Source organism: Pseudomonas sp. P116 (assembly GCF_020149425.1).
Taxonomy (GTDB): domain Bacteria; phylum Pseudomonadota; class Gammaproteobacteria; order Pseudomonadales; family Pseudomonadaceae; genus Aquipseudomonas; species Aquipseudomonas anatoliensis.
In genome coordinates this window covers 1,086,291-1,105,151 of the sequence record NZ_JACVHB010000001.1, presented here as the reverse complement: position 1 = coordinate 1,105,151, position 18,861 = coordinate 1,086,291, and the positions used below count along the sequence as shown (strand labels likewise).

Annotated in this window: 19 protein-coding genes; 10 read left to right on the top strand and 9 right to left on the bottom strand. The window is 56.2% G+C overall.

Going from position 1 to position 18,861, the window contains the following annotated elements; genetic code table 11:
* Positions 1-281: 281 nt before the first annotated feature.
* Positions 282-854, bottom strand: a complete 573-nt coding sequence (locus ICA15_RS05395) for a recombinase family protein (protein ID WP_210553835.1) — start codon at positions 852-854, stop codon at positions 282-284.
* Positions 855-1,064: 210 nt separating this feature from the next.
* Positions 1,065-1,850, bottom strand: a complete 786-nt coding sequence (locus tag ICA15_RS05390) for a hypothetical protein (RefSeq protein WP_210553834.1) — start codon at positions 1,848-1,850, stop codon at positions 1,065-1,067.
* Positions 1,851-1,879: 29 nt separating this feature from the next.
* Here ICA15_RS05390 and ICA15_RS05385 point away from each other — a divergent pair, with 29 nt between their 5' ends.
* Together ICA15_RS05385 and ICA15_RS05380 are read left to right on the top strand one after the other, a co-directional pair.
* Entirely contained in the window at positions 1,880-2,395 is a 516-nt protein-coding gene (locus tag ICA15_RS05385; protein WP_210553833.1) for a hypothetical protein, read from the top strand.
* Positions 2,396-3,334 carry an FRG domain-containing protein gene (locus ICA15_RS05380; RefSeq protein ID WP_318010470.1) on the top strand — a complete coding sequence of 313 codons (939 nt, stop codon included), beginning with the start codon at positions 2,396-2,398 and terminating at the stop codon, positions 3,332-3,334.
* 104 nt (positions 3,335-3,438) lie between these two features.
* Here ICA15_RS05380 and ICA15_RS05375 read toward each other — a convergent pair whose 3' ends face one another.
* The gene (locus ICA15_RS05375; protein ID WP_210553831.1) at positions 3,439-3,951 is read right to left on the bottom strand and encodes a hypothetical protein; all 513 of its coding nucleotides are present in this window, start codon (positions 3,949-3,951) and stop codon (positions 3,439-3,441) included.
* Between the two features lie 323 nt (positions 3,952-4,274).
* Here ICA15_RS05375 and ICA15_RS05370 point away from each other — a divergent pair, with 323 nt between their 5' ends.
* On the top strand, positions 4,275-4,604 hold the full coding sequence (locus ICA15_RS05370) for a hypothetical protein (protein ID WP_210553830.1): 330 nt from the start codon (positions 4,275-4,277) through the stop codon (positions 4,602-4,604).
* A 37-nt stretch (positions 4,605-4,641) separates the two neighbouring features.
* Here ICA15_RS05370 and ICA15_RS28555 read toward each other — a convergent pair whose 3' ends face one another.
* From ICA15_RS28555 to ICA15_RS05350, 5 genes are all read right to left on the bottom strand, one after another.
* Complete coding sequence (locus ICA15_RS28555) at positions 4,642-4,785, bottom strand: hypothetical protein (RefSeq protein WP_342345741.1); 144 nt, start codon at positions 4,783-4,785, stop codon at positions 4,642-4,644.
* 407 nt (positions 4,786-5,192) lie between these two features.
* Positions 5,193-5,912: a hypothetical protein gene (locus ICA15_RS05365; RefSeq protein WP_169903947.1), complete on the bottom strand. Its 720-nt coding sequence runs from the start codon at positions 5,910-5,912 to the stop codon at positions 5,193-5,195.
* A 483-nt stretch (positions 5,913-6,395) separates the two neighbouring features.
* Complete coding sequence (locus ICA15_RS05360) at positions 6,396-8,084, bottom strand: recombinase family protein (RefSeq protein WP_210553829.1); 1,689 nt, start codon at positions 8,082-8,084, stop codon at positions 6,396-6,398.
* Positions 8,085-8,105: 21 nt separating this feature from the next.
* Positions 8,106-8,579, bottom strand: a complete 474-nt coding sequence (locus ICA15_RS05355; protein ID WP_210553828.1) for a YchJ family protein — start codon at positions 8,577-8,579, stop codon at positions 8,106-8,108.
* 4 nt (positions 8,580-8,583) lie between these two features.
* The gene (locus ICA15_RS05350) at positions 8,584-9,081 is read right to left on the bottom strand and encodes a DUF6231 family protein (RefSeq protein ID WP_150597365.1); all 498 of its coding nucleotides are present in this window, start codon (positions 9,079-9,081) and stop codon (positions 8,584-8,586) included.
* 200 nt (positions 9,082-9,281) lie between these two features.
* Between ICA15_RS05350 and ICA15_RS05345 the strand changes: the two genes are divergently transcribed.
* The 4 genes from ICA15_RS05345 to ICA15_RS05330 all read left to right on the top strand — a co-directional run bounded on the left by ICA15_RS05345 (position 9,282) and on the right by ICA15_RS05330 (position 11,985).
* Complete coding sequence (locus ICA15_RS05345) at positions 9,282-9,977, top strand: OmpA family protein (protein ID WP_150618044.1); 696 nt, start codon at positions 9,282-9,284, stop codon at positions 9,975-9,977.
* Between the two features lie 89 nt (positions 9,978-10,066).
* Complete coding sequence (locus ICA15_RS05340; protein WP_150604953.1) at positions 10,067-10,789, top strand: OmpA family protein; 723 nt, start codon at positions 10,067-10,069, stop codon at positions 10,787-10,789.
* Positions 10,790-10,952: 163 nt separating this feature from the next.
* Entirely contained in the window at positions 10,953-11,234 is a 282-nt protein-coding gene (locus ICA15_RS05335) for a DUF1145 domain-containing protein (protein WP_150618042.1), read from the top strand.
* Positions 11,227-11,985, top strand: a complete 759-nt coding sequence (locus ICA15_RS05330; protein ID WP_210553827.1) for a collagen-like protein — start codon at positions 11,227-11,229, stop codon at positions 11,983-11,985. Before ICA15_RS05335 ends, ICA15_RS05330 begins: the two co-directional genes overlap by 8 nt.
* A 159-nt stretch (positions 11,986-12,144) precedes the next feature.
* Here ICA15_RS05330 and ICA15_RS05325 read toward each other — a convergent pair whose 3' ends face one another.
* Positions 12,145-12,609 carry a CopD family protein gene (locus ICA15_RS05325; RefSeq protein WP_210553826.1) on the bottom strand — a complete coding sequence of 155 codons (465 nt, stop codon included), beginning with the start codon at positions 12,607-12,609 and terminating at the stop codon, positions 12,145-12,147.
* A gap of 99 nt (positions 12,610-12,708) precedes the next feature.
* Between ICA15_RS05325 and dinG the strand changes: the two genes are divergently transcribed.
* The 3 genes from dinG to ICA15_RS05310 all read left to right on the top strand — a co-directional run bounded on the left by dinG (position 12,709) and on the right by ICA15_RS05310 (position 18,754).
* The gene (dinG, locus tag ICA15_RS05320) at positions 12,709-14,853 is read left to right on the top strand and encodes an ATP-dependent DNA helicase DinG (protein ID WP_042557969.1); all 2,145 of its coding nucleotides are present in this window, start codon (positions 12,709-12,711) and stop codon (positions 14,851-14,853) included.
* Between the two features lie 93 nt (positions 14,854-14,946).
* On the top strand, positions 14,947-17,430 hold the full coding sequence (locus ICA15_RS05315; RefSeq protein ID WP_210553825.1) for a beta-galactosidase: 2,484 nt from the start codon (positions 14,947-14,949) through the stop codon (positions 17,428-17,430).
* A 178-nt stretch (positions 17,431-17,608) separates the two neighbouring features.
* The gene (locus tag ICA15_RS05310) at positions 17,609-18,754 is read left to right on the top strand and encodes a serine hydrolase domain-containing protein (protein ID WP_210553824.1); all 1,146 of its coding nucleotides are present in this window, start codon (positions 17,609-17,611) and stop codon (positions 18,752-18,754) included.
* The last annotated feature ends 107 nt before the right edge of the window (positions 18,755-18,861 follow it).

Here is an 18,861-nt window from a genome sequence, read left to right as displayed (position 1 = left end):
CAGGGTTTTGTGCGAGGGGGGCTTAACGCTTTGCGACCTGCCTAAGCAGAAGCTGCCGAAATCTGAAAGTAACTCGATGCCCGTCTTGGATGTTCCTGCTGTAGTTACCTGAGAGAGCGGCAGGCAGATGATCTGTCCGCACTGGCAGGATCATCCTACGGACAGTTTGCAAACGGGTGTAGGCTGGAGCCCCGTAAGACGTGGCTTACAGGTGAGTTATGCTCTCAACTCGGAGTAGATTCACACCCTCCTAGAAGGGTATTTCAGAATGTCTGAATGTCTCAGGCTGCCTTGTTCCAGTGGCGTTTGATCGTGGCCAAGCTGGTCCCCAGCTTCTGTGCTGTCTGACTTTGGCTTAGACCGTCAGTCTTGCACTTCTGCACAGCCTTGGTGGTGTCCACAGCTTCGGGACGTCCCAACTTCTTGCCTTCGGCCTTTGCACGGTTGATGCCTGCATGGGTACGTTCAATCAGTAGGTCACGCTCAAACTCAGCCACTGCACTCAGCACTTGCATGGTCATCTTGCCTGCTGCACTGGTTAGGTCTACGCCGCCAAGTGCGAGACAGTGAACGCGAATGCCATTAGTAGCCAAGTGTTCAACGGTCTGACGCACATCCATAGCGTTACGGCCAAGACGGTCAAGCTTGGTGACGATCAGCACGTCTCCAGACTCCATCCGTTCTAACAGCTTCTGGAATCCCGGGCGGTCGCTTGCCTGTGTGCTACCGCTAATTGTCTCAGCAATGACGCGCTGTGGCTCTACGTGGAAGCCTGCCCCCTTCACCTCTAACAGTTGGTTATCTGTGGTTTGGTCAGTTGTGGAAACACGGGCGTAAACGAAGGTGCGGGACATGGGGCTGTGCTCACGGGTGTCATTTAGTGTGGTGCCATCATAGCGGTGGTGTCAGGAAAGATAAAGCACATTTGTTGACACTAGTTGAGCCCGTTTTCAGCTGGTGTCTTAAAACGTCCGTTTAATGAGCCAGAAGGGCCGCGCCGTCCGGCGTCAACGTGACAGCTATATAAACGTCCTCATCCGCACTTGATCTACACAGCACAAATTTCACACATCATCACTTGACACATTGAGCCATATATCAGCAATCGCACCGTTAATCACAGCAACATCACAGGCACTCGACACCGCGATACTTGTCTTAGACACCTCACTCATCAGGTGCAGCATAAACCCGACTACCGTCTGCTTCGCCTGTGGATAGGGATGGGAACTAAGAGAGGACGTGACAACTTCCTGAAACTGAGCCTGCACATCTCGAGTCTGCTCACGGCTGAATCCAGCAGGGAAACACATCACGCTGCCCTCAGGCACAACAGCAAATGTCTCAGTGCTGAGTGACGGGTGAAAGAACACAGCCCTTGTGACGTTTTGTCCGTTAGTGGTCGATGGGTAGGTGAACAGCCATCCAGTTTTAGCTAGATCGGATGCTAGCCGTGGGTTGGTGGCGTTAGCCTTCGCATAGGTCTTGCGTGTCTGCTGGATCAGCTCTAGCACTTCATTAGTGGTGGCGAATCCCTGTGCACTAAGATGATCCTTCACAGGATTCAACATTTCGACCATGCCACAGCCGGTCACTATTCCTGCAGGGGTTCTGATAATCTTCTGTGCATCGTCTCCATGCACTGTGAGTGAGCCGTCAGCCTCGTATCGGGTGGCACGTTTGTCAGCAGCTACCACCACTTCACTACCCAGATGAGCAACGAGAATACACGTCATCATTTCTTCTCTTGAGGGCTTTGCACCAGTAGCCAGCGACTCTACCACGGAGCTGCCACCAGAGAGCCCCCCAGCGGGATGCAGCTTGACTGCACGTAAGCCTAGATTGACCATAAGGCCATCTGCAAGCATGGATGGCTGAAATGTCCCCAAGAATCCGGTATGTCGAAACAAGTGATGAGTACAGAGTTAGGTATGTTGAATACGAACTCTTTGAGGGAACACAATGCTTTGAGCTGCTAGACAGCGATCGTCAGAAGGCAAAGCAGAAGATTGCTGAACTCTCCCAACACTTGAAGAACTCCACCTATCTCAATTTGTCCGTAAAGTGGGGCTTTTGCTGGGCAGAGTACGAGAACAACTCAGGCTACATGACTCATGAGCCTTTGAAGTTTGAAGATTTCCTAGCCGACACTTGCAAGACATTCATGCCGACATTAGACACAGGTTTGAATGGTGGCATGATGCGAGAAGACCATAGGCTTAGGAAGCACATCTATTACGACCACCATGTGCCTGAGCTTAAAGGCACCATGAGAGAGATTGATATTAGGTTTGGTCCTAAAGTGCCTCAAGACTATTATGGTAACTACGATTACAGCAAGTATCCCGGTGGCTACAGTCCATCCGTTTCCTACAGTGGAGAAGGTGATTACTGAATGATGGGTAGTCCGATTGAAATGCCTTTTGAAACAGCACGGGAACTACTGGAATATGTCTCCCCTCTCAACTCGGTTTGGGACAAAGCCCGGTACATTTTCAGGGGGCAGCCTAGTGCCGATTACAAGCTGATACCATCCGTTTGCCGGACTGGTGAGGGCTCGTTTGCACACGGAGCACCTAGGCGTATGTTTGATAAGTCCAGTGCAAATCAGATTGGGTTTGAATTGGAGATACTGAGAAAATTCCTAGATGGTTGTGATAGGTCTGGCCTGCCAGTACCGGGCTACTCTGAGCAACTGAAAAGGAAGTTTTCAGAGTTTCCGTTTTTGTTCCCTGAATCTTTTCTGCCTTGGCCACCTGAACAGCTCTTTGAAATCATGGCTGTTGCTCAACACTACGATGTGCCTACACGCCTCCTAGATTGGACTGAGCGAAGCTATGTGGCCTGTTACTTCGCAGCATCATCAGCCAATTTTGAGTTGGATAGTTATACTCATTTGCCCAAGATTGCAGTATGGGCGTTAGATACTACATACCATGACGGCTGGGAAACAGTAAAGATCATTAGGACACCCGGAGGCACTAGCAGGAATCAGGCAGCACAGTCGGGATTATTCACAACACACAATGTGACAAGATATGGCATCAATGATGAGTATCAGTCAGAAGCCCTAGATGATGTTAAGGAAATCTATTGCAGGGGCAGAAGTTCCCGACCACTGATAAAAACGACACTGCCAGTCACTGAGGGGCCAGAGCTATTAGAGTTGCTGTCAAAGCTTGGCGTTGACGGATCAACTCTGTTCCCCGGCTATCATGGAGTAGCTAAGATGGTGCGTGATTGGGCTAACGTTGAGGTTGGTGTTAGGTTGTCTCAAGATGCTATTGATCAAGCCAATGCTGACAACTACGACCATGACCCGGACTTTCATTGAGCATAGAAAAGCCAGCTCTAATGGCGAGCAATCCGTCACTCAACACAGGCTATACGCCCCGTGATTGCTGGTGCTGGGGCGTATCGGTCTCGGTAGAATCTCTACTACATATCCGGGTAGGCTTCTTTGTATGGAATGGCCTTTGGAGCAACTTCAAGACAAACCCTTTCCAAGTGCTTTGCCACTTCTAGCACTTCCATACTGAGCACGCCAATTGCCTTGGCCTCATAGCCGTAGCGAGCATTGTAGAAGTACCCTGAAAACTCTTTCAGCTTCTGCTCAAGCGGCAACTCAGGTGCAAGCTCCTTTGAGGTATCTAAGATGAGTTGGCGGTAATTGGCTGGAATCTTCCTGAACAGCTTGTCTAAGAAGTGGCCTCTGTCTGATTCCACAGCACTTTGATACATCGTCAAGCCACCGGGCAAAGCAATATCAATGGGCGTGCTATCGTCTTTGGCAAGGAATGACTTCAAGAAAAGTTCCATAGAGAAGCCAGCCAGAACACATGCAGGCCGCCATTGACCTACATCCCCATGCTTCACAATCAATGAAGCGGCTTTGAGATATGAACTTCCCTCTTCTATAACTTCCCAGCTTGGCAATGGCAAGAATGGCATTACAACTCCGTCTGTGATTCCTCGTTGGTAGCGTAGAAGATTACCACAAAAGGAAAGCCGCACATAGATGAACTGTAGAAGACTCAGGAGATGGTTTAAGGGCGCTGGGTATCTAGACATATTGCTCATGCACGAAACACGCTTAAAACGCCTTGCGGGACTCTGTACCGGTGTGATGGTGAGTGCTTGAACGAGTCACTAGATGCAACAACATATATCAAAAAATTTTTCATCGCCTGCCATTGAAAAGCCATCATGCAGTCCCAATATAGGCATAACTCCGCACTTCGCGGTTAACGACGCACAATGAAAGGAAGCTGCAAATGATTAGAGTGCTACTGTCCTTGGACTTGAAAAAGTCAGAGGATCAACGGGAAGCTTTCTATGTCTTCTTGAAAGATAAGGGTTGGAAGAAAACCCATGATGTAGATACTGTTTGGACTCTCGAATATGAGAATGCAAACCCTGATGATGATACATATCGAAAAATCAAAAACCACATCAAATCGACACTGATTGAAGCTTCTGAAGAGTTCAATATCTACAGAGTCGAATATGTAGCTCAGATTGGGAACGCTGAATACATTGCGAAAGCGATTAGGAAAGATGAAGGCGTGTACCAGCAATTCAACCGCCCTCTGCACGAAGAATGATAGGTGACAGAGTCCGGTGACTAAACACCACCGGATTTTAACCAGCAGCAGGACCGGAATTTCCAGTACCCGGCGTGACGCCTGTGTGTTTGTGCGTACTGAATGGAATTCCATTAACTGTCCATTCGCCAACAACGTAGCCTTGGCCTGTCCTGTTGGTTTGAGACACGTTGACATTCATTTGTTGTGCATTGAGGGTGATGGAGTTGGAAGCGTTTGGCTCAATGTCCATCACAATACAGTGCCACACCACCTACCTTCACAGAAAAGAAGATGATCTTGCCGCTCTTGATTATACGGTGCAGAGAGAATCAACGGAGTTGAAGGGGTAGTCCCGTGTCGCATCGACACAGGATGATTCCTTTCATTTTCTGGGGAATTGATTTTCATCAATTATTATTCCCCAGTAACCCTTGGAAGGTAGTGGCTTTGACCTACGGTCGAAGTGTATCAAGTTTAGACCTGTCGGTTTGAGAGTTACCTTCATAGTGCGAATGCTTCACTTCTATATCCGAGCGTAATTCACCCATCAAGTGTGTCCTCTCTTACAGGTCGTTCGCTTCTCTCTCTTATCCGAGCGTAATTAAATCACGCCAGTCCTTGCAGTAGCCCGGTGTTGTCTTGGTGGTACGAGTCGGCAAAGTCCACTTCAAACTGTATCTGCTGACGTACAGTCGGATTGCGTTCAAGGTAGAACTCCATTCCTTCGATAGCGAAACGGGCACACTGGCAGATTCTCCGTGCTTGTTGGTCGCTCATCGTGCGTAAACCCTCAAGACGAATCACGCTCTTTACGTTCTCAGTGCTGATCTCATCAAGCATACAAGCCCGCAGTACATGGGAGGGACTTACGTTCATTTTCCCATTGCTGTCCTTGCCTACTGTTATGCAGGCGCCATAAACGTAATCATCAATCCAGCCAAGGCGTTCAGCATGGGCCACCTTGAAATGGCTAGCGTGCGGGTTGGGCGTTACCTTGGGCTTAGGTCCACGTTTACTGCGTTGTGCGTCAAGATCAACAACCCCATCCGGCAGGCACTCCATTTCTTTCTCGATGATGCTCGGCCTTGGAGCAGGGTCAATCTCATAGCGAGAATGTACGACTGGTGCCTTGCCGGCTTGAGGCAGAGAGTAATCGTAGGGAGCAGGGGAAAGGTCGTGAGTGGTGTAGCAGCCCAATACCTCACCAGTGCTCTTGTCGACGACAAAACTGTCAACGGTAGTGGTACGGAGCTTGGTTAGTGCGGGACGAATGTCGGTAGCTGGTGTGGCGGCGGGAAGTACATTGTTGCGGACGAGCGTGGTCATCGTTTATCTCCTGTGTCAGTTCATTTCGATAGGCAGTTCCTCTCGGGTTGTGCCGGTTGGTTTTGTGAGTCCCAGACACGACGAAGCCTCCTTACAAGGGCACCAATTCGGTGGTTGTAGTGGAGGCTTCCAAGTTGTCTGTCTACCTACTGGGTAGGCGGCGGATTGTACACGTTTTGCGACGTTCGGTCAAGGCGTAGCTTGACAAACCAGATCTCATCAGAAATTGGTTTTCATAGTGAGGAACGCGCTTCGCTTAGTCCAGACCACCCATACGCCCCGTAAACACTGAGTTTGGCGTGAGAGCTGGCTGGATATCATCGATTTGAAGGCAAAGTTTAACCAAGGTTTTTGGTAGGTTATTCGGGGTTATTCGATATGCCTCAATGTCTAATCCATCGCCTTGATTGGTGTCCTACTGCCGTAGATACCGAAGGTGATAGAGCTGTCTTCATCTCCGACCATCTGACTGATCAGCGAGTGCTACACACCATGGCGCGCTTTCCATAATGCAAGAAGCTCTGGCGGTAGCTCGTCCCAAGATTCAGTTTTGGCGAAGATGGCTTCCACTTCGCTTAGCTCGTCTTGGGCCACTTGCAGGTCAACATACTCGTCATACATTGCTTCAAATCGAATCTTCTTACCTCGGTGCATCAGGTAGAAGAGCAGGTTTGGCGTCTCTGCACTGAATGGGAGTGGAATGGCGTTGTTCTTGCTGACCCAGTACGTCTCATCTGTTCTGCCGTTCTTGTTGACGAAGATGTAGAGGCCAAGCCTCTTTATGAGATTGTTAGCGGCTACCCGGCCTTCAAAAGAAACGAGGTCCAGCTTCTTAAAGAAGTCGTCTTTGTTCATCACCTTGTCAGATGCCAACTGCTCACTGATGGCTGCACGCTCCGATTCAAGAGCACCAATTTCGGCTTCCAGTTCGTGTAACAGCTTCGCAGTGATGCGGGATGGGAACTCAGCGTGTGACGCTTCTGCATCGTTCTGACGTGCCTTTAGAGAGGCGATGCGGCCTTCTACCAACTGCAAAGATTTCTGCAATCGGCCTGAACTGTCCTGCACAAGCGACAGGCTGTCTACCTTAGGCAGCATCTCTTTAAACACTTCCTCGGTGCGTGGGGCGCTGATGATCCCGGCGTCACACAACCCCCTAGTAGCCTTGGAGCATTTGTAATACTTGCGGCCACGTTGGCCTTGGAGGTGCATGGCGGCCCCGCATTTGTAGCAATTGAGGATGCCTGTCAGCACGTTGAAATTGGTGGTGGTCTTGGTGACGGTGTAGGTTTTACGAGACGATCTAGCGGCGTGGGCTAGGTAGAATTCATCCTCCGTCACCACGGCAGGGAAGTAGCCCTTGATAGGCTCTCCATCGGGAGTTCTTTTCCCATCTATGAAGATGTGGGGCTGATATTCCCCGAGGGTCGTCCGGCTGTCGAGGATATGACGCACGGTTGAGAAGCCCCACAGGCCGGAGAAGTTTTTCCTTCCTGCACTGAAAGCGGGGATTCCTTCCTGATTCAATGTGGCTGCGATGATACGGGAGCCGTGACCCTTGGTGGAAAGGTCGAAGATGCGGCGGACAATGGCAGCTTTGTCAGGGTTGAGCACGTATCTATCTGGTGTCACATCGAGCCATAACGGACGAAGCTTGCCCAAAGGCTTGCCAGTGGTGCGAGCGTCTTTCTGTTTCGCACGCCATGCAGAAGATACCCTGCCACCCTTGGTTGCCGATTCCTCATGAGCACGCGACATCGTGATGATCGAGATGATCAAGTCGAGTTCGTTGTAATCCTTCGTGTACAGGCGTTTGTCCACACTGGTGTAGACGTTGATGCCTTTTGCCAAAAGATCAAGAAAACGGGGAAGGGCGTCTCTCACTCGTTCACGTGAAAGACGGTCCAAAGACTCCACTACTAAGTAGCTGCCCGGTGGGATGGTTCCGTCTTCAACGAAGCTCAAAAATCGGGCTAGCTCGCCAGTGTCGTCTAGGTGTTTACCCTTGAACGCTGAGCGGCCTGCATCGAAGAAAAGGTATTCACGAGGGTCAGCTAGCTCTAAGTCATTCTCATCGCAGAACGCCTTGGCTGCTCTCACTTGCCTTGCGTAGCTGTCACCAGCTGACTGTTTTGCACTACTGAATCGGATGTAACTGAAGACCTTCCCCACGACGCAAACCTACCCAAATCTCTATGGTAGGTAATTGTAACAACACTTCTTGAACTTCTGCCCGCTGGCGCACGGGCAACTGTCGTTGCGCCCCAGTTTCAACTGCACCGTGGGGTCGATGAAATACCAACGCCCGGCATTTTGCACAAATGAAGAGCGTTCGCGGTGGCTGTGTTCGCCCTGGCTGTCGTGCCAGCGCGCGGTGAAGGTGACAAAAGCATGTTCCGGCTGGCCGCCGAAGACTTCCGAGCTTTCGACGTCAAGGCCCAACCAGGTGCTTTGCGCGCTCCAGGCGCTGATCGATTGTCGATCCAGCCCCGCCTGCTGGGCGGGAAGGGTGGTGGCCACCAGATAGTCGATCAGCCCCAGCACGTAGGCGCTGTAGCGCGAGCGCATCAAGGCTTCGGCGCACGGGGCCGGGAGGCCTTCGTGATAATGACCGCAGCAGGCATCCAGCAGGTTGCCGCTGCCGCAAGGGCAAATGGCTGTACTCATCGCATTACCACCAGTATTTCCCGAAGTTTTCCGGATTGGCCCAGAACCGTGAGTTGAGCCAGTCGGGGACTTGTTTGTAGTCAAGCAGGTCATAGGTGAACAGGGTCAGAACCTGCTCATCGCGGGCAAAACGTTCGCTGGCTTGCAGCGCCAGCGAATAGAAATCAGTTTCCTGCCAGCCACTGGCCGACAGATCCGCCAGCACCGCAATGCGACTGGCGTTGAGATTACGAATGCCACCCAACAGATTCAGGCCGTCGCGCTTGGGCAAATGTTCCAGACAATCAACGACAAGGGCCAGATCGAAACGCCGCGCCGCCAGTTCAGCAGGCAAGGCGCCGGGGGCGGCATGGGCCACGCAGGTGTCCGGATGGGCTGCTTTAAAAGCGGCCAATGCCGGGAACTCACTGGCGCCGATCAGCAGCAGACGCGCCGGGGCATAGCGATCCAGCAAAGCGGCTAACGCCTGTTGGGGCGTGCGGGAAGAAATGACGGCGTTCATCGAAGCTCCTCAATCAGACCGCCAAGACTAGCCTGCCTGACTGCGGCGGCAAAGAGCCCTGTCTCGCAAGGTTTCCAGCAAAAGCGCCAAAGTCCTGTGAACACTATCGCAAACAGCAGTGGCCTATCGCTGGCGGAGATTAAAACTCCGGTCTTTACTCCCTGAATCGGTTTTAAGCCGATCCCTCAGGAGAAAACTAGATGAGCATAGTTCGGACAGCATTACCCTTGGTTCTGCTAACCAGTGTGTTGACTGGTTGCGCAGGTTTGCAGAAAACCGACTGGCCGACCTGTGCGGGGGTCGGAGGTGTCATCGGTGCCGGCCTCGGCGCGACCGAGAGTTCGGCGTGGGCGGGCTACGGCGCGCTGATTGTTGGTGGTACGGCGGCGGCGTATTGCTGGGTTCATGGAGATGGCGACGAAGATGGCGATGGCGTGCCAGACAGCCGCGACAAGTGCCCGGGCACCCCGAAAGGCGTGCAGGTCGATGCTAACGGTTGCCCTCCACCCGTCCCTGAGCCGGTGGTTGAAGAAGCGGTAGTGGTCAAGGAAGAAACCATCGTCATCCGCGATGTTCACTTCCAGTTCGACAAAGCCACGCTGACCGGCGCTGACAAAATGGTGCTCGACAAGGTCGCCACGCGCCTGAAACAGGAATCCTCGACCGCTCAACTGACCGTCACCGGTCACACCGACAGCGTGGGCAGCGATGCCTATAACCAGAAACTGTCGGACCGTCGCGCGCATTCAGTGGTCAAGTACCTGGTCGAGAGCGGCATACCGCAAGGCAGCTTCGTTTCGGTGACCGGTGCCGGTGAAAGCCAGCCAGTTGCGGATAACAAAACCGCTGACGGTCGTGCACAGAACCGTCGTACTGAAATCAAAATCAACCGCTAGTCCTCTTGCATCCGCGGCTTGTGCAGTCGCGGATGCGGGTCTTTACTCCTGTGTAACCGGTATGGGCCGGTGACACAGGAGCTTTCACAATGACTGTTTTCTCAAGGTCCGTCTTGCCGGTGCTGCTGCTTGGCAGTTTGCTTACCGGTTGCGCCACGCACAGCGATGGCACTGCACCCCTCAATCAACGTACGTGGCCGATCTGCAGCCTTCTTGGCGGGCTAGTCGGTGGCGGACTCGGCGCTATTGAAAGCGCTGGCTGGGCCGGTGGCGGCGCAGCACTGGGGATTTTAACCGGCGGACTGATCTGTTATGCCCAGGACGGCGATGAAGACGACGACGGCGTGTTCGACCGCCGCGACCGTTGCCCGGATACCCCGGCCGACACACCGGTCGATCACCGTGGTTGCCCGCTGCCGCAATATCCGGTCGTTGAAAAACCGGTCGAACCGGCGCCGCAAACCGAAGTCGTCACCTTGAGCGATGCTGGCGACGTGTTGTTCGCATTCGACAAGTCCGACCTGACCCCGGCGGCGACAGCCCAGCTCGATACGCTGATGGACAAACTGCGCAATGCCGACGTGGTGAGCATCAAGGTGATCGGACATACCGACAGTAAAGGCTCCGATGCCTATAACCAGGCATTGTCGGAACGGCGCGCCAGCAGTGTGGCGGCTTACCTGCTGAGTCAGGGGCTTTCACCGAACAAACTCACCAGTGAAGGGCGTGGCGAGGGTGAGCCAGTGGCTGACAATGCAACGGATGAAGGGCGCGCGCAAAACCGTCGCGTGGAGTTACATATCAATCGTTAGGATGGGTCTGTAGTCCGCAAGCTAGAGCTGCCGGACGGCGATCAGCGTCGATCCGGCAGCCATTTGGCGGCTGCGTAATGATTTTTCATTTTTGCCTCTGGCTTATCCCCCGCAGAAGCCGTTACTGTGCGCCCAAAGAATAATTCGCAACACGGGGGAGCGTATGAAAGTGTTCTGGGGGCTGGGGCGATTATTGACCCTGCTGTTCTGCTGCGTGGTGCTGGCCAATCAACTGGTACCGTTCGTACATCCGCTGCACCTGTTGGTCAATCTGGCCGGCGGTCTGCTGTTGCTGATCCATGTGCTCGAAATGCTGCTGTGCAATCGCAGTCTCAAGGGGCGCCCGCACCCTTGGCGTGATCGTGGCCGCATTCTGTTGTTCGGCGTATTCCACCTGCAAACCATCCCGGCCCCGGCCGCTCCGGAGGCTTCTTCCCATGCGTAAACTTTGTCTGCTCGCTGCATTTATCAGCCCCTTGGCCTGTGCCCAGGTGGTCAGTGTCGAAACCAATTCCCTGATGCGCCTGCCCAACACCGCCGGCACCTTGCAACTGGAAAAACTGGAAGTGGCCGATTACGGCACCTTGCTGATTCCCGCCAATGTGACTGAACTGAGTGTCGGTGAGTTGCGCCTCGGCCATGAAGCGCGGATCGCTATCGTGCCGGGTGAGCAGGCGCTGGACATGAAAGTCAATCGCGCAGAACTGAGCGAAGGCAGCCGGATCACCGCTCGCGGTGCCCCGGGCACTTATGAAAAAGCCGCCCGCGCAGGGCGCAATCTGAACCTGCAATTCAAGGCATTGAACGCACCGCAGCTGCAAGTCGATGCGCGCGGTGGCACGGGCGCGCCGGGGTTTGTCGGGCTCGATGGCGGCAACGGTGAAGATCCGGGCTGCACCTATGGCTCGGCCGGGCACGGTGCCGATGGCAGTGACGGCAGCGATGGTCAGCCAGGTGCTCCGGGTGCGCTGGTGCGTCTTGAAGTGCCGCGCGAGTTTCCGGTCGAGCTGATCAAGGTCAATGTGGCTGGCGGCGCCGGTGGCCCGGCGGGTGTTGGCGGCAAGGCGGGGAAGGGTGGCAAGTCCAAGGGCTGTGTCGTGTACCGCGCCGATGGCGGCAAGAGCGGCAAGGCTGGGGCTGATGGTCAGCCGGGGCCTGTGGGGGCGGCGGGTGCTGTGACTGTGCAACGCCTCTAAAGAACACCGAGATTCAATTTGTGGTGAGGGGATTTATACCCGATGGGCCGCGAAGCGGCCCCTGCTTTTCAATCTAAAAGCGGGACTGCTGCGCAGTCCATCGGGGATAAATCCCCTCGCCACAACAGTGTTCACAGTGCAAAAAAAGTGTGGAGCAGGTCACATCATCGGCCGAGCCGCCGCAATCGCCACCAGCACCAGCCCGACAATCAGATTAAGTCCCACCACCCGCCGAATCCGCCCCAGCACCGCCGCACCCGCCGGCCAGTCCTTCGCCTCGACCGCTTTGCGCAACTCCGGCAGCATCAACCCCTGAATGCGGATAAACAGCGCGGTCATCACCACGTACAACCCGATCATCACCTGCACGTATTTCGGCGCGGTCTCGAACCCGACTTGCTGCAGATGCAGCATACCCACGCCGCTGATCGGCAGAACGATCACCGCAACCCAGACCCAGCGGAAAAAACCTTGAAACACTTCCACCCACAGGGTCAGTCGGTTGGGTCCGTCCAGAGCCTTCCCAGCCGCGGGGCGCAAGACCATCCAGGCGAAAAACATGCCGCCGACCCAGACTAAAGCGGCCAGTACATGCAGGGGATAAACGAGGCTAAAAGGTGTCATTGGGGCACTCCGTTCTGCGCGGGATTAATTAGCGGGGTATGATAGCCGCCATCCGAAACCACTGAAAATTTATCCAGCGTTTTTTGCGCCCGACAATTCATGATCAGCACTGAACTCAAAACCACGATCCAGGGCGCCTACTCGCGTTTTCTAGAGGCCAAGAGCCTCAAGCCGCGTTACGGCCAGCGCCTGATGATCGCTGAAATCGCCAAAGTCCTCGGGGATATCGACACCGACGACGAAGGCCGGCGCAGTGGCGACCCCGCGATTGTCGCGGTGGAAGCCGGCACCGGTACCGGCAAAACCGTGGCCTACAGCCTGGCGGCGATTCCGACGGCGAAAGCTGCCGGCAAACGCCTGGTGATCGCCACCGCGACCGTGGCCCTGCAAGAGCAGATCGTCTACAAGGACTTGCCTGACCTGATGCGCAACAGCGGGCTGAATTTCAGCTTCGCGCTGGCCAAGGGCCGGGGCCGCTATATGTGCCTGTCCAAACTCGACATGCTGTTGCAGGAAGGCCACGCGCAAACTGCCACCGCGCAGCTGTTCGAAGAGGAAGGTTTCAAGATCGAGGTCGATGAGGCCAGTCAGAAGCTGTTCACCAGCATGATCGAGAAACTCGCCGGCAATAAATGGGACGGCGACCGCGACAGCTGGTCGACCGCCCTCGAAGACGCCGATTGGGCGCGACTGACCACCGATCACAGCCAATGCACCAACCGCCATTGCCCGAATTTCGGCCAGTGCGCCTTTTACAAGGCGCGCGAAGGTATGGGCAAAGTCGATGTCATCGTCACCAACCACGACATGGTCCTTGCTGACCTGGCATTGGGCGGCGGCGCCGTGCTGCCGGACCCCCGCGACACCATCTACGTATTCGACGAAGGCCATCACCTGCCGGACAAGGCTATCGGCCATTTCGCCCATTACACGCGCCTGCGTTCCACCGCCGACTGGCTGGAAACCACCGCCAAGAACCTCACCAAACTGTTGGCCCAACACCCACTGCCGGGCGATCTTGGCAAGCTGATCGAGCAAGTGCCGGAGCTGGCGCGTGAGATCAAGGCCCAGCAGCAGTTCATGTTCAGCGCCTGCGAGCAAGTTGCCGATTTCAAACCCGGCGAAGACGTCGAAGGCCGTGAGCGGCCGCGCCATCGCTTTGTCGCCGGGGTCATTCCCGAGCACATGCGTGAAATGGGCATCGAGCTGAAAAAAGGCTTCTCCCGTCTCAATGACCTGTTCACGCGCCTGACCGACCTGCTCAAGGAAGGCATGGATGGCGAGGTCAACATCGGCATCGCCAGCAATCAGGCCGAAGAATGGTATCCACTGTTCGGCAGCCTGTTGTCGCGGGCGTCCGGCAATTGGGAACTGTGGACCGCGTTCACCGCCGAAGACCCGGAAGACAGCCCGCCCATGGCGCGTTGGCTGACCTTGGCCGAAAGCGGTTCGCTGTTTGATATCGAGGTCAACGCCAGCCCGATTCTCGCCGCTGAAACCTTGCGCCGCAGTCTGTGGAATGTCGCCTATGGTTGCCTGGTCACCTCGGCAACCCTGACCGCACTCGGCACGTTCGACCGCTTCCGCATGCGCGCCGGTCTGCCGAAGAAAGCCGTCACCGCCGTGGTGCCGAGCCCGTTCCATCACGCCGATGCCGGCGTATTGCGCGTGCCGGACCTGAAGGCCGATCCACGCGACGCTCCCGCCCACACAGCGGCGATCATCCGTGATTTGCCGGACCTGGTCGAAGGCTCACGGGGCACGCTGGTGCTGTTTTCTTCGCGCAAACAGATGCAGGACGTGTTCGACGGTCTCGACCGTGACTGGCGCAAGCAAGTGTTCATTCAAGGCAACCTGTCGAAACAGGAAACCCTGAACAAGCACAAGGCGCGGGTCGATGGCGGCGATTCCAGCGTGCTGTTCGGTCTGGCCAGTTTTGCCGAGGGCGTCGACTTGCCCGGTGCCTATTGCGAGCACGTGGTGATCGCCAAGATCCCGTTCTCGGTGCCGGACGATCCGGTCGAGGCGGCACTGGCGGAGTGGATCGAAGCCCGGGGCGGCAATCCGTTCATGGAAATCTCGGTGCCCGATGCCTCGCTGAAACTGGTTCAGGCCTGCGGTCGTCTGCTGCGTACCGAAGAAGACCGCGGCACCATCACCTTGCTCGATCGGCGGCTGGTCACCCAGCGCTACGGCAAGGCGATCCTCAATGCGTTGCCTCCTTTCCGTCGTGAAATATCCTGAGACATCGGTGGGCAGTTTTGCCCGCCGCGTTGTCTATCTCTCTGCCATCGCTTTTCCATTGGCCATTTGGTCGTTAGGGAGAACTTCGTTCTTATGATCCGCCGTTCGTTGCCTGCCGTATTTGCCTTGATCTTTGCTGCTCCGTTGCTGGCGGCGCCTGCTGGCCAGCAGACGTTGTTCAACTTTGTCCGTCCCGCCGACGTGGTGAAGATCGCCACGGAAAACGCCGACCTGCCGCAAGCCAACGCCGAGCAAACCGCTGAAGGTGAAGTGCTGCGCCGGGTGACGTTCAACGCCGCGGCGCGTCCGACGTTGCGTCTGACCCCGCAAACCGGCGCCTGGGACTGGTCGCAGTCCGGGATGATGAGCCTGCGCATTCAGAGCGCGATGAACTGGGCCGTGACGGTCTACGTGCAGATTCAAAGCAACAACGGCCAGACGCTGACCAGTCGCGTCGATCTGCCGGCGGGCCCGGCGCAAACCTTGCTGGTGCCGTTGGTGGCAAGTTCGCCACTGAGCCAGGGCATGAAGGCCGGCCCACCGATGCCGACGACCATAGATGGCCAGCGCATTCTGCTGGCCAGCAGCAGCGGTGAGATTGATCGCAGCCAAGTGGTATCGGTGAGCCTGTCGATGGATCAGCCGAAAGTTGCCCAGAGCCTGCTGCTCGAGCGCTTTGGCGTGCAGGACGGCGAGGGGATCACGCAAGCGGTGTACGGCAATCTGGTCGACGCTTACGGTCAATCGACCCGCAGCAAATGGCCAGAAAAAGTCACCAGCGACGAACAACTCAAATCCGCCGCCGCCAAGGAACAGCAACAGCTGAAAACCTGGCTCGCCGAGCGTGAAAAGTCCTCACTGGACAAGTTCGGTGGCTGGAGCAAAGGTCCTGCGTTCAAGGCCAGCGGTTTCTTCCGCACCGAAAAACGTGACGGCCGCTGGTACCTGGTGACGCCTGAAGGGCATCCGTTCTACTCCCTCGGCGTCAACACCGTCAGCCCCGAGGTCAATCAGACCTACGTGGCCGGTCGCGAGTGGATGTTCGAATCCCTGCCCAAACCCGGCGAACCCCTCGCCATCCATTTCGGCGAAGGCGATAACCGTGGCGGCAACGGCGCCGATCAGGGCCGAGGTTATGGCAGCGGGCGCTGGTACGATTTCTACGGCGCCAACCTGCAACGCTTGAATGGCGAACCGTGCAAACCCGACAGCGACGCCAAGGCCGGTGTGGCCGAAGCGGCCAAGGCTGGCGCGGTTGAGGAAACCGCCGTCAATGCCGCAGAGCCGATTGCCACGTCTGAGCAACCCAAGGCTGGCGTCGCTGAGGCGGCCAAAGCGGAATCGGTTGCGCCAACTGCCCAACCGCCCGCTAACGCGCCGTGCACTGCCACGATCGACGAGCAGAAGTGGGCCAGTCATACCCTCGATCGTCTGCAAGCCTGGGGTTTCAACACCCTCGGCAACTGGAGTGCAGATGCTGTGGTCGATGCCGAGCGCGTGCCGTACACATTGCCGCTGTCGATTGTCGGCGATTACACCAGCATCAGCACTGGCAACGACTGGTGGGGCGCGATGCCCGATCCGTTCGACCCGCGTTTTGCCATGGCGACCGAGCGTGCCGTGGCCATCGCTGCCCGCGATCATCGCGACGATCCGTGGCTGATCGGCTACTTCGCCGACAACGAACTGGCGTGGGCCGGTCCCGGCGACGATGCGCAATCGCGTTACGCGCTGGCTTACGGCACGTTGAAAATGACCACCGACGTACCGGCCAAACGCGCGTTCCTCAAGCAGTTGCGCGACAAGTACCGCAATCAGGCAGGGCTGTCGAAGGCATGGGGCATCGATCTGCCGGCGTGGGAATTGATGGAAGATCCGGGTTTCGTGCCGCCCGTGCCGAACCCTGAGCATCCGGAAATCGAAGCCGATTTCAAATACTTCCAGAAAGTCTTCGCTGACACTTATTTCAAGACCATCTCCGACTCGCTGAAATGGCACGCCCCGAATCAATTGCTGCTCGGCGGCCGTTTCGCAGTCACTACCCCGGAAGCAGTGGCGTCGTGCGCGCAGTATTGCGATGTGTTGAGTTTCAACATGTACACCCTCAAGCCGCAGGACGGTTATGACTTTGCCGCGCTGGGCGCTTTGGACAAGCCGGTATTGATCACCGAATTCAACTTTGGCTCGACCGATCGCGGCCCGTTCTGGGGCGGCGTGACGCAACTGGCCAAGGAAGAGGATCGCGGCGCGGCGTATGCCAATTTCCTGAAACAGGCGCTGAACGAGCCGTCGATTGTCGGCGTTCACTGGTTCCAGTTTCTCGATCAACCGGTGACCGGGCGTCTGCTGGATGGCGAGAATGGGCACTTTGGTCTGGTCGGTGTGACGGATCTGCCGTATCAGGGATTTGTCGACGCGGTGCGCAAGGGCAATTTGCAGGCTGTCGATCAGATGGGCAAAGAGGCCGGGAAACCGGCGGCTGGGGCGGTTCATGAGGCTGAAGGCGGTCGCAAGGGTGAGGCGGGTAAAGGGCCGGGGGCTGGACACTCGGGCGGGCATTCTGGGAATGGCCACTGAGTTTTAGATAGCGAGGATCGCAGCTGCATGGGATTACGTTCCCTGTAGGAGCTGCCGTAGGCTGCGATCTTTTGATCTCGCCTGGAAATGACCACCCAGCCCACAGCTGTTCCCAAATCCCTCAAGGGCTGGAACAATGCGGGCCACTTTGTAGAGCGTTTTCGCGGGGGAGTTGCGGGTGCAGATTCAGAGACATTACGAGCTTCAATTCGAAGCGGTGCGCGAGGCTTTCGCCGCACTGTTCGACGATCCCCAGGAACGCGGCGCAGCCTTGTGTATTCAGGTCGGCGGAGAAACCGTCGTCGATCTCTGGGCCGGTACGTCCGATAAGGATGGCGCCGAGGCCTGGCACAGCGACACCATCGCCAACCTGTTCTCCTGCACCAAAACCTTCACTGCCGTCACCGCGTTGCAACTGGTTGCCGAAGGCAAACTGCAACTGGATGTGCCGGTCGCGCGCTACTGGCCGGAATTCGCCGCCGCCGGCAAAGAATCCGTCACGCTGCGTCAATTGCTTTGTCATCAGGCGGGTCTGCCGGCCCTGCGCGAACTGCTCGCGCCCGAAGCGCTTTATGAATGGCAAACCATGGTTGACGCCCTTGCGGCTGAAGCGCCGTGGTGGACGCCGGGCACCGGTCACGGTTACGCCGCGATCACGTACGGTTGGCTGGTCGGCGAATTGCTCCGCCGCGCCGACGGTCGTGGGCCGGGTGAATCGATCGTCGCTCGTGTCGCCAAGCCATTGGGTCTGGATTTCCATGTCGGTCTGGCGAATGAAGAGTTTTATCGTGTGGCCCATATCGCTCGCGGTAAGGGTAACGCTGGCGACGCCGCTGCTCAGCGTCTGCTGCAAACGACGATGCGTGAACCCACCGCGATGACCACTCGCGCTTTCACCAATCCGCCGTCGGTACTCACCAGCACCAACAAACCGGAATGGCGTCGGATGCAGCAACCGGCGGCTAATGGCCACGGCAATGCGCGCAGTCTGGCCGGGTTCTACGCGGGGCTGCTTGATGGCAGCCTGCTCGAAAGCGACATGCTGCAAGAGCTGACCCGCGAACACAGCTTGGGCGAAGACAAGACCCTGTTGACCCGCACCCGTTTTGGTCTGGGCTGCATGCTTGATCAACCGGACGTGCCCAACGCCACCTACGGCCTCGGCCCACGGGCTTTTGGTCATCCGGGGGCGGGTGGCTCGATCGGTTTTGCTGACCCGGAGCACGATGTCGCGTTTGGTTTTGTGACAAATACTCTTGGACCGTACGTCTTGATGGATCCGCGTGCGCAGAAGCTCGCGCGGGTGCTTGCCACTTGTCTGTAAAGTATCACCCGGGGTTCCAGGGCCGGAACCTCGAAAGGTTTTTCGATTCAAAGCGTCTGTTTATCCGGGCGAAAGTGCTCTGATTTTTCATTACTTCATTTTGTGGA

What these genes read in the sequence shown, in the direction of transcription:
- ICA15_RS05395 (WP_210553835.1), bottom strand. Translation starts at nt 854, where the DNA reads ATGTCCCGCACCTTCGTTTACGCCCGTGTTTCCACAACTGACCAAACC.
- ICA15_RS05390 (WP_210553834.1), bottom strand. Translation starts at nt 1,850, where the DNA reads ATGGTCAATCTAGGCTTACGTGCAGTCAAGCTGCATCCCGCTGGGGGG.
- ICA15_RS05385 (WP_210553833.1), top strand. Translation starts at nt 1,880, where the DNA reads ATGTCCCCAAGAATCCGGTATGTCGAAACAAGTGATGAGTACAGAGTT.
- ICA15_RS05380 (WP_318010470.1), top strand. Translation starts at nt 2,396, where the DNA reads ATGATGGGTAGTCCGATTGAAATGCCTTTTGAAACAGCACGGGAACTA.
- ICA15_RS05375 (WP_210553831.1), bottom strand. Translation starts at nt 3,951, where the DNA reads ATGCCATTCTTGCCATTGCCAAGCTGGGAAGTTATAGAAGAGGGAAGT.
- ICA15_RS05370 (WP_210553830.1), top strand. Translation starts at nt 4,275, where the DNA reads ATGATTAGAGTGCTACTGTCCTTGGACTTGAAAAAGTCAGAGGATCAA.
- ICA15_RS28555 (WP_342345741.1), bottom strand. Translation starts at nt 4,785, where the DNA reads ATGAATGTCAACGTGTCTCAAACCAACAGGACAGGCCAAGGCTACGTT.
- ICA15_RS05365 (WP_169903947.1), bottom strand. Translation starts at nt 5,912, where the DNA reads ATGACCACGCTCGTCCGCAACAATGTACTTCCCGCCGCCACACCAGCT.
- ICA15_RS05355 (WP_210553828.1), bottom strand. Translation starts at nt 8,579, where the DNA reads ATGAGTACAGCCATTTGCCCTTGCGGCAGCGGCAACCTGCTGGATGCC.
- ICA15_RS05350 (WP_150597365.1), bottom strand. Translation starts at nt 9,081, where the DNA reads ATGAACGCCGTCATTTCTTCCCGCACGCCCCAACAGGCGTTAGCCGCT.
- ICA15_RS05345 (WP_150618044.1), top strand. Translation starts at nt 9,282, where the DNA reads ATGAGCATAGTTCGGACAGCATTACCCTTGGTTCTGCTAACCAGTGTG.
- ICA15_RS05340 (WP_150604953.1), top strand. Translation starts at nt 10,067, where the DNA reads ATGACTGTTTTCTCAAGGTCCGTCTTGCCGGTGCTGCTGCTTGGCAGT.
- ICA15_RS05335 (WP_150618042.1), top strand. Translation starts at nt 10,953, where the DNA reads ATGAAAGTGTTCTGGGGGCTGGGGCGATTATTGACCCTGCTGTTCTGC.
- ICA15_RS05330 (WP_210553827.1), top strand. Translation starts at nt 11,227, where the DNA reads ATGCGTAAACTTTGTCTGCTCGCTGCATTTATCAGCCCCTTGGCCTGT.
- ICA15_RS05325 (WP_210553826.1), bottom strand. Translation starts at nt 12,609, where the DNA reads ATGACACCTTTTAGCCTCGTTTATCCCCTGCATGTACTGGCCGCTTTA.
- dinG (WP_042557969.1), top strand. Translation starts at nt 12,709, where the DNA reads ATGATCAGCACTGAACTCAAAACCACGATCCAGGGCGCCTACTCGCGT.
- ICA15_RS05315 (WP_210553825.1), top strand. Translation starts at nt 14,947, where the DNA reads ATGATCCGCCGTTCGTTGCCTGCCGTATTTGCCTTGATCTTTGCTGCT.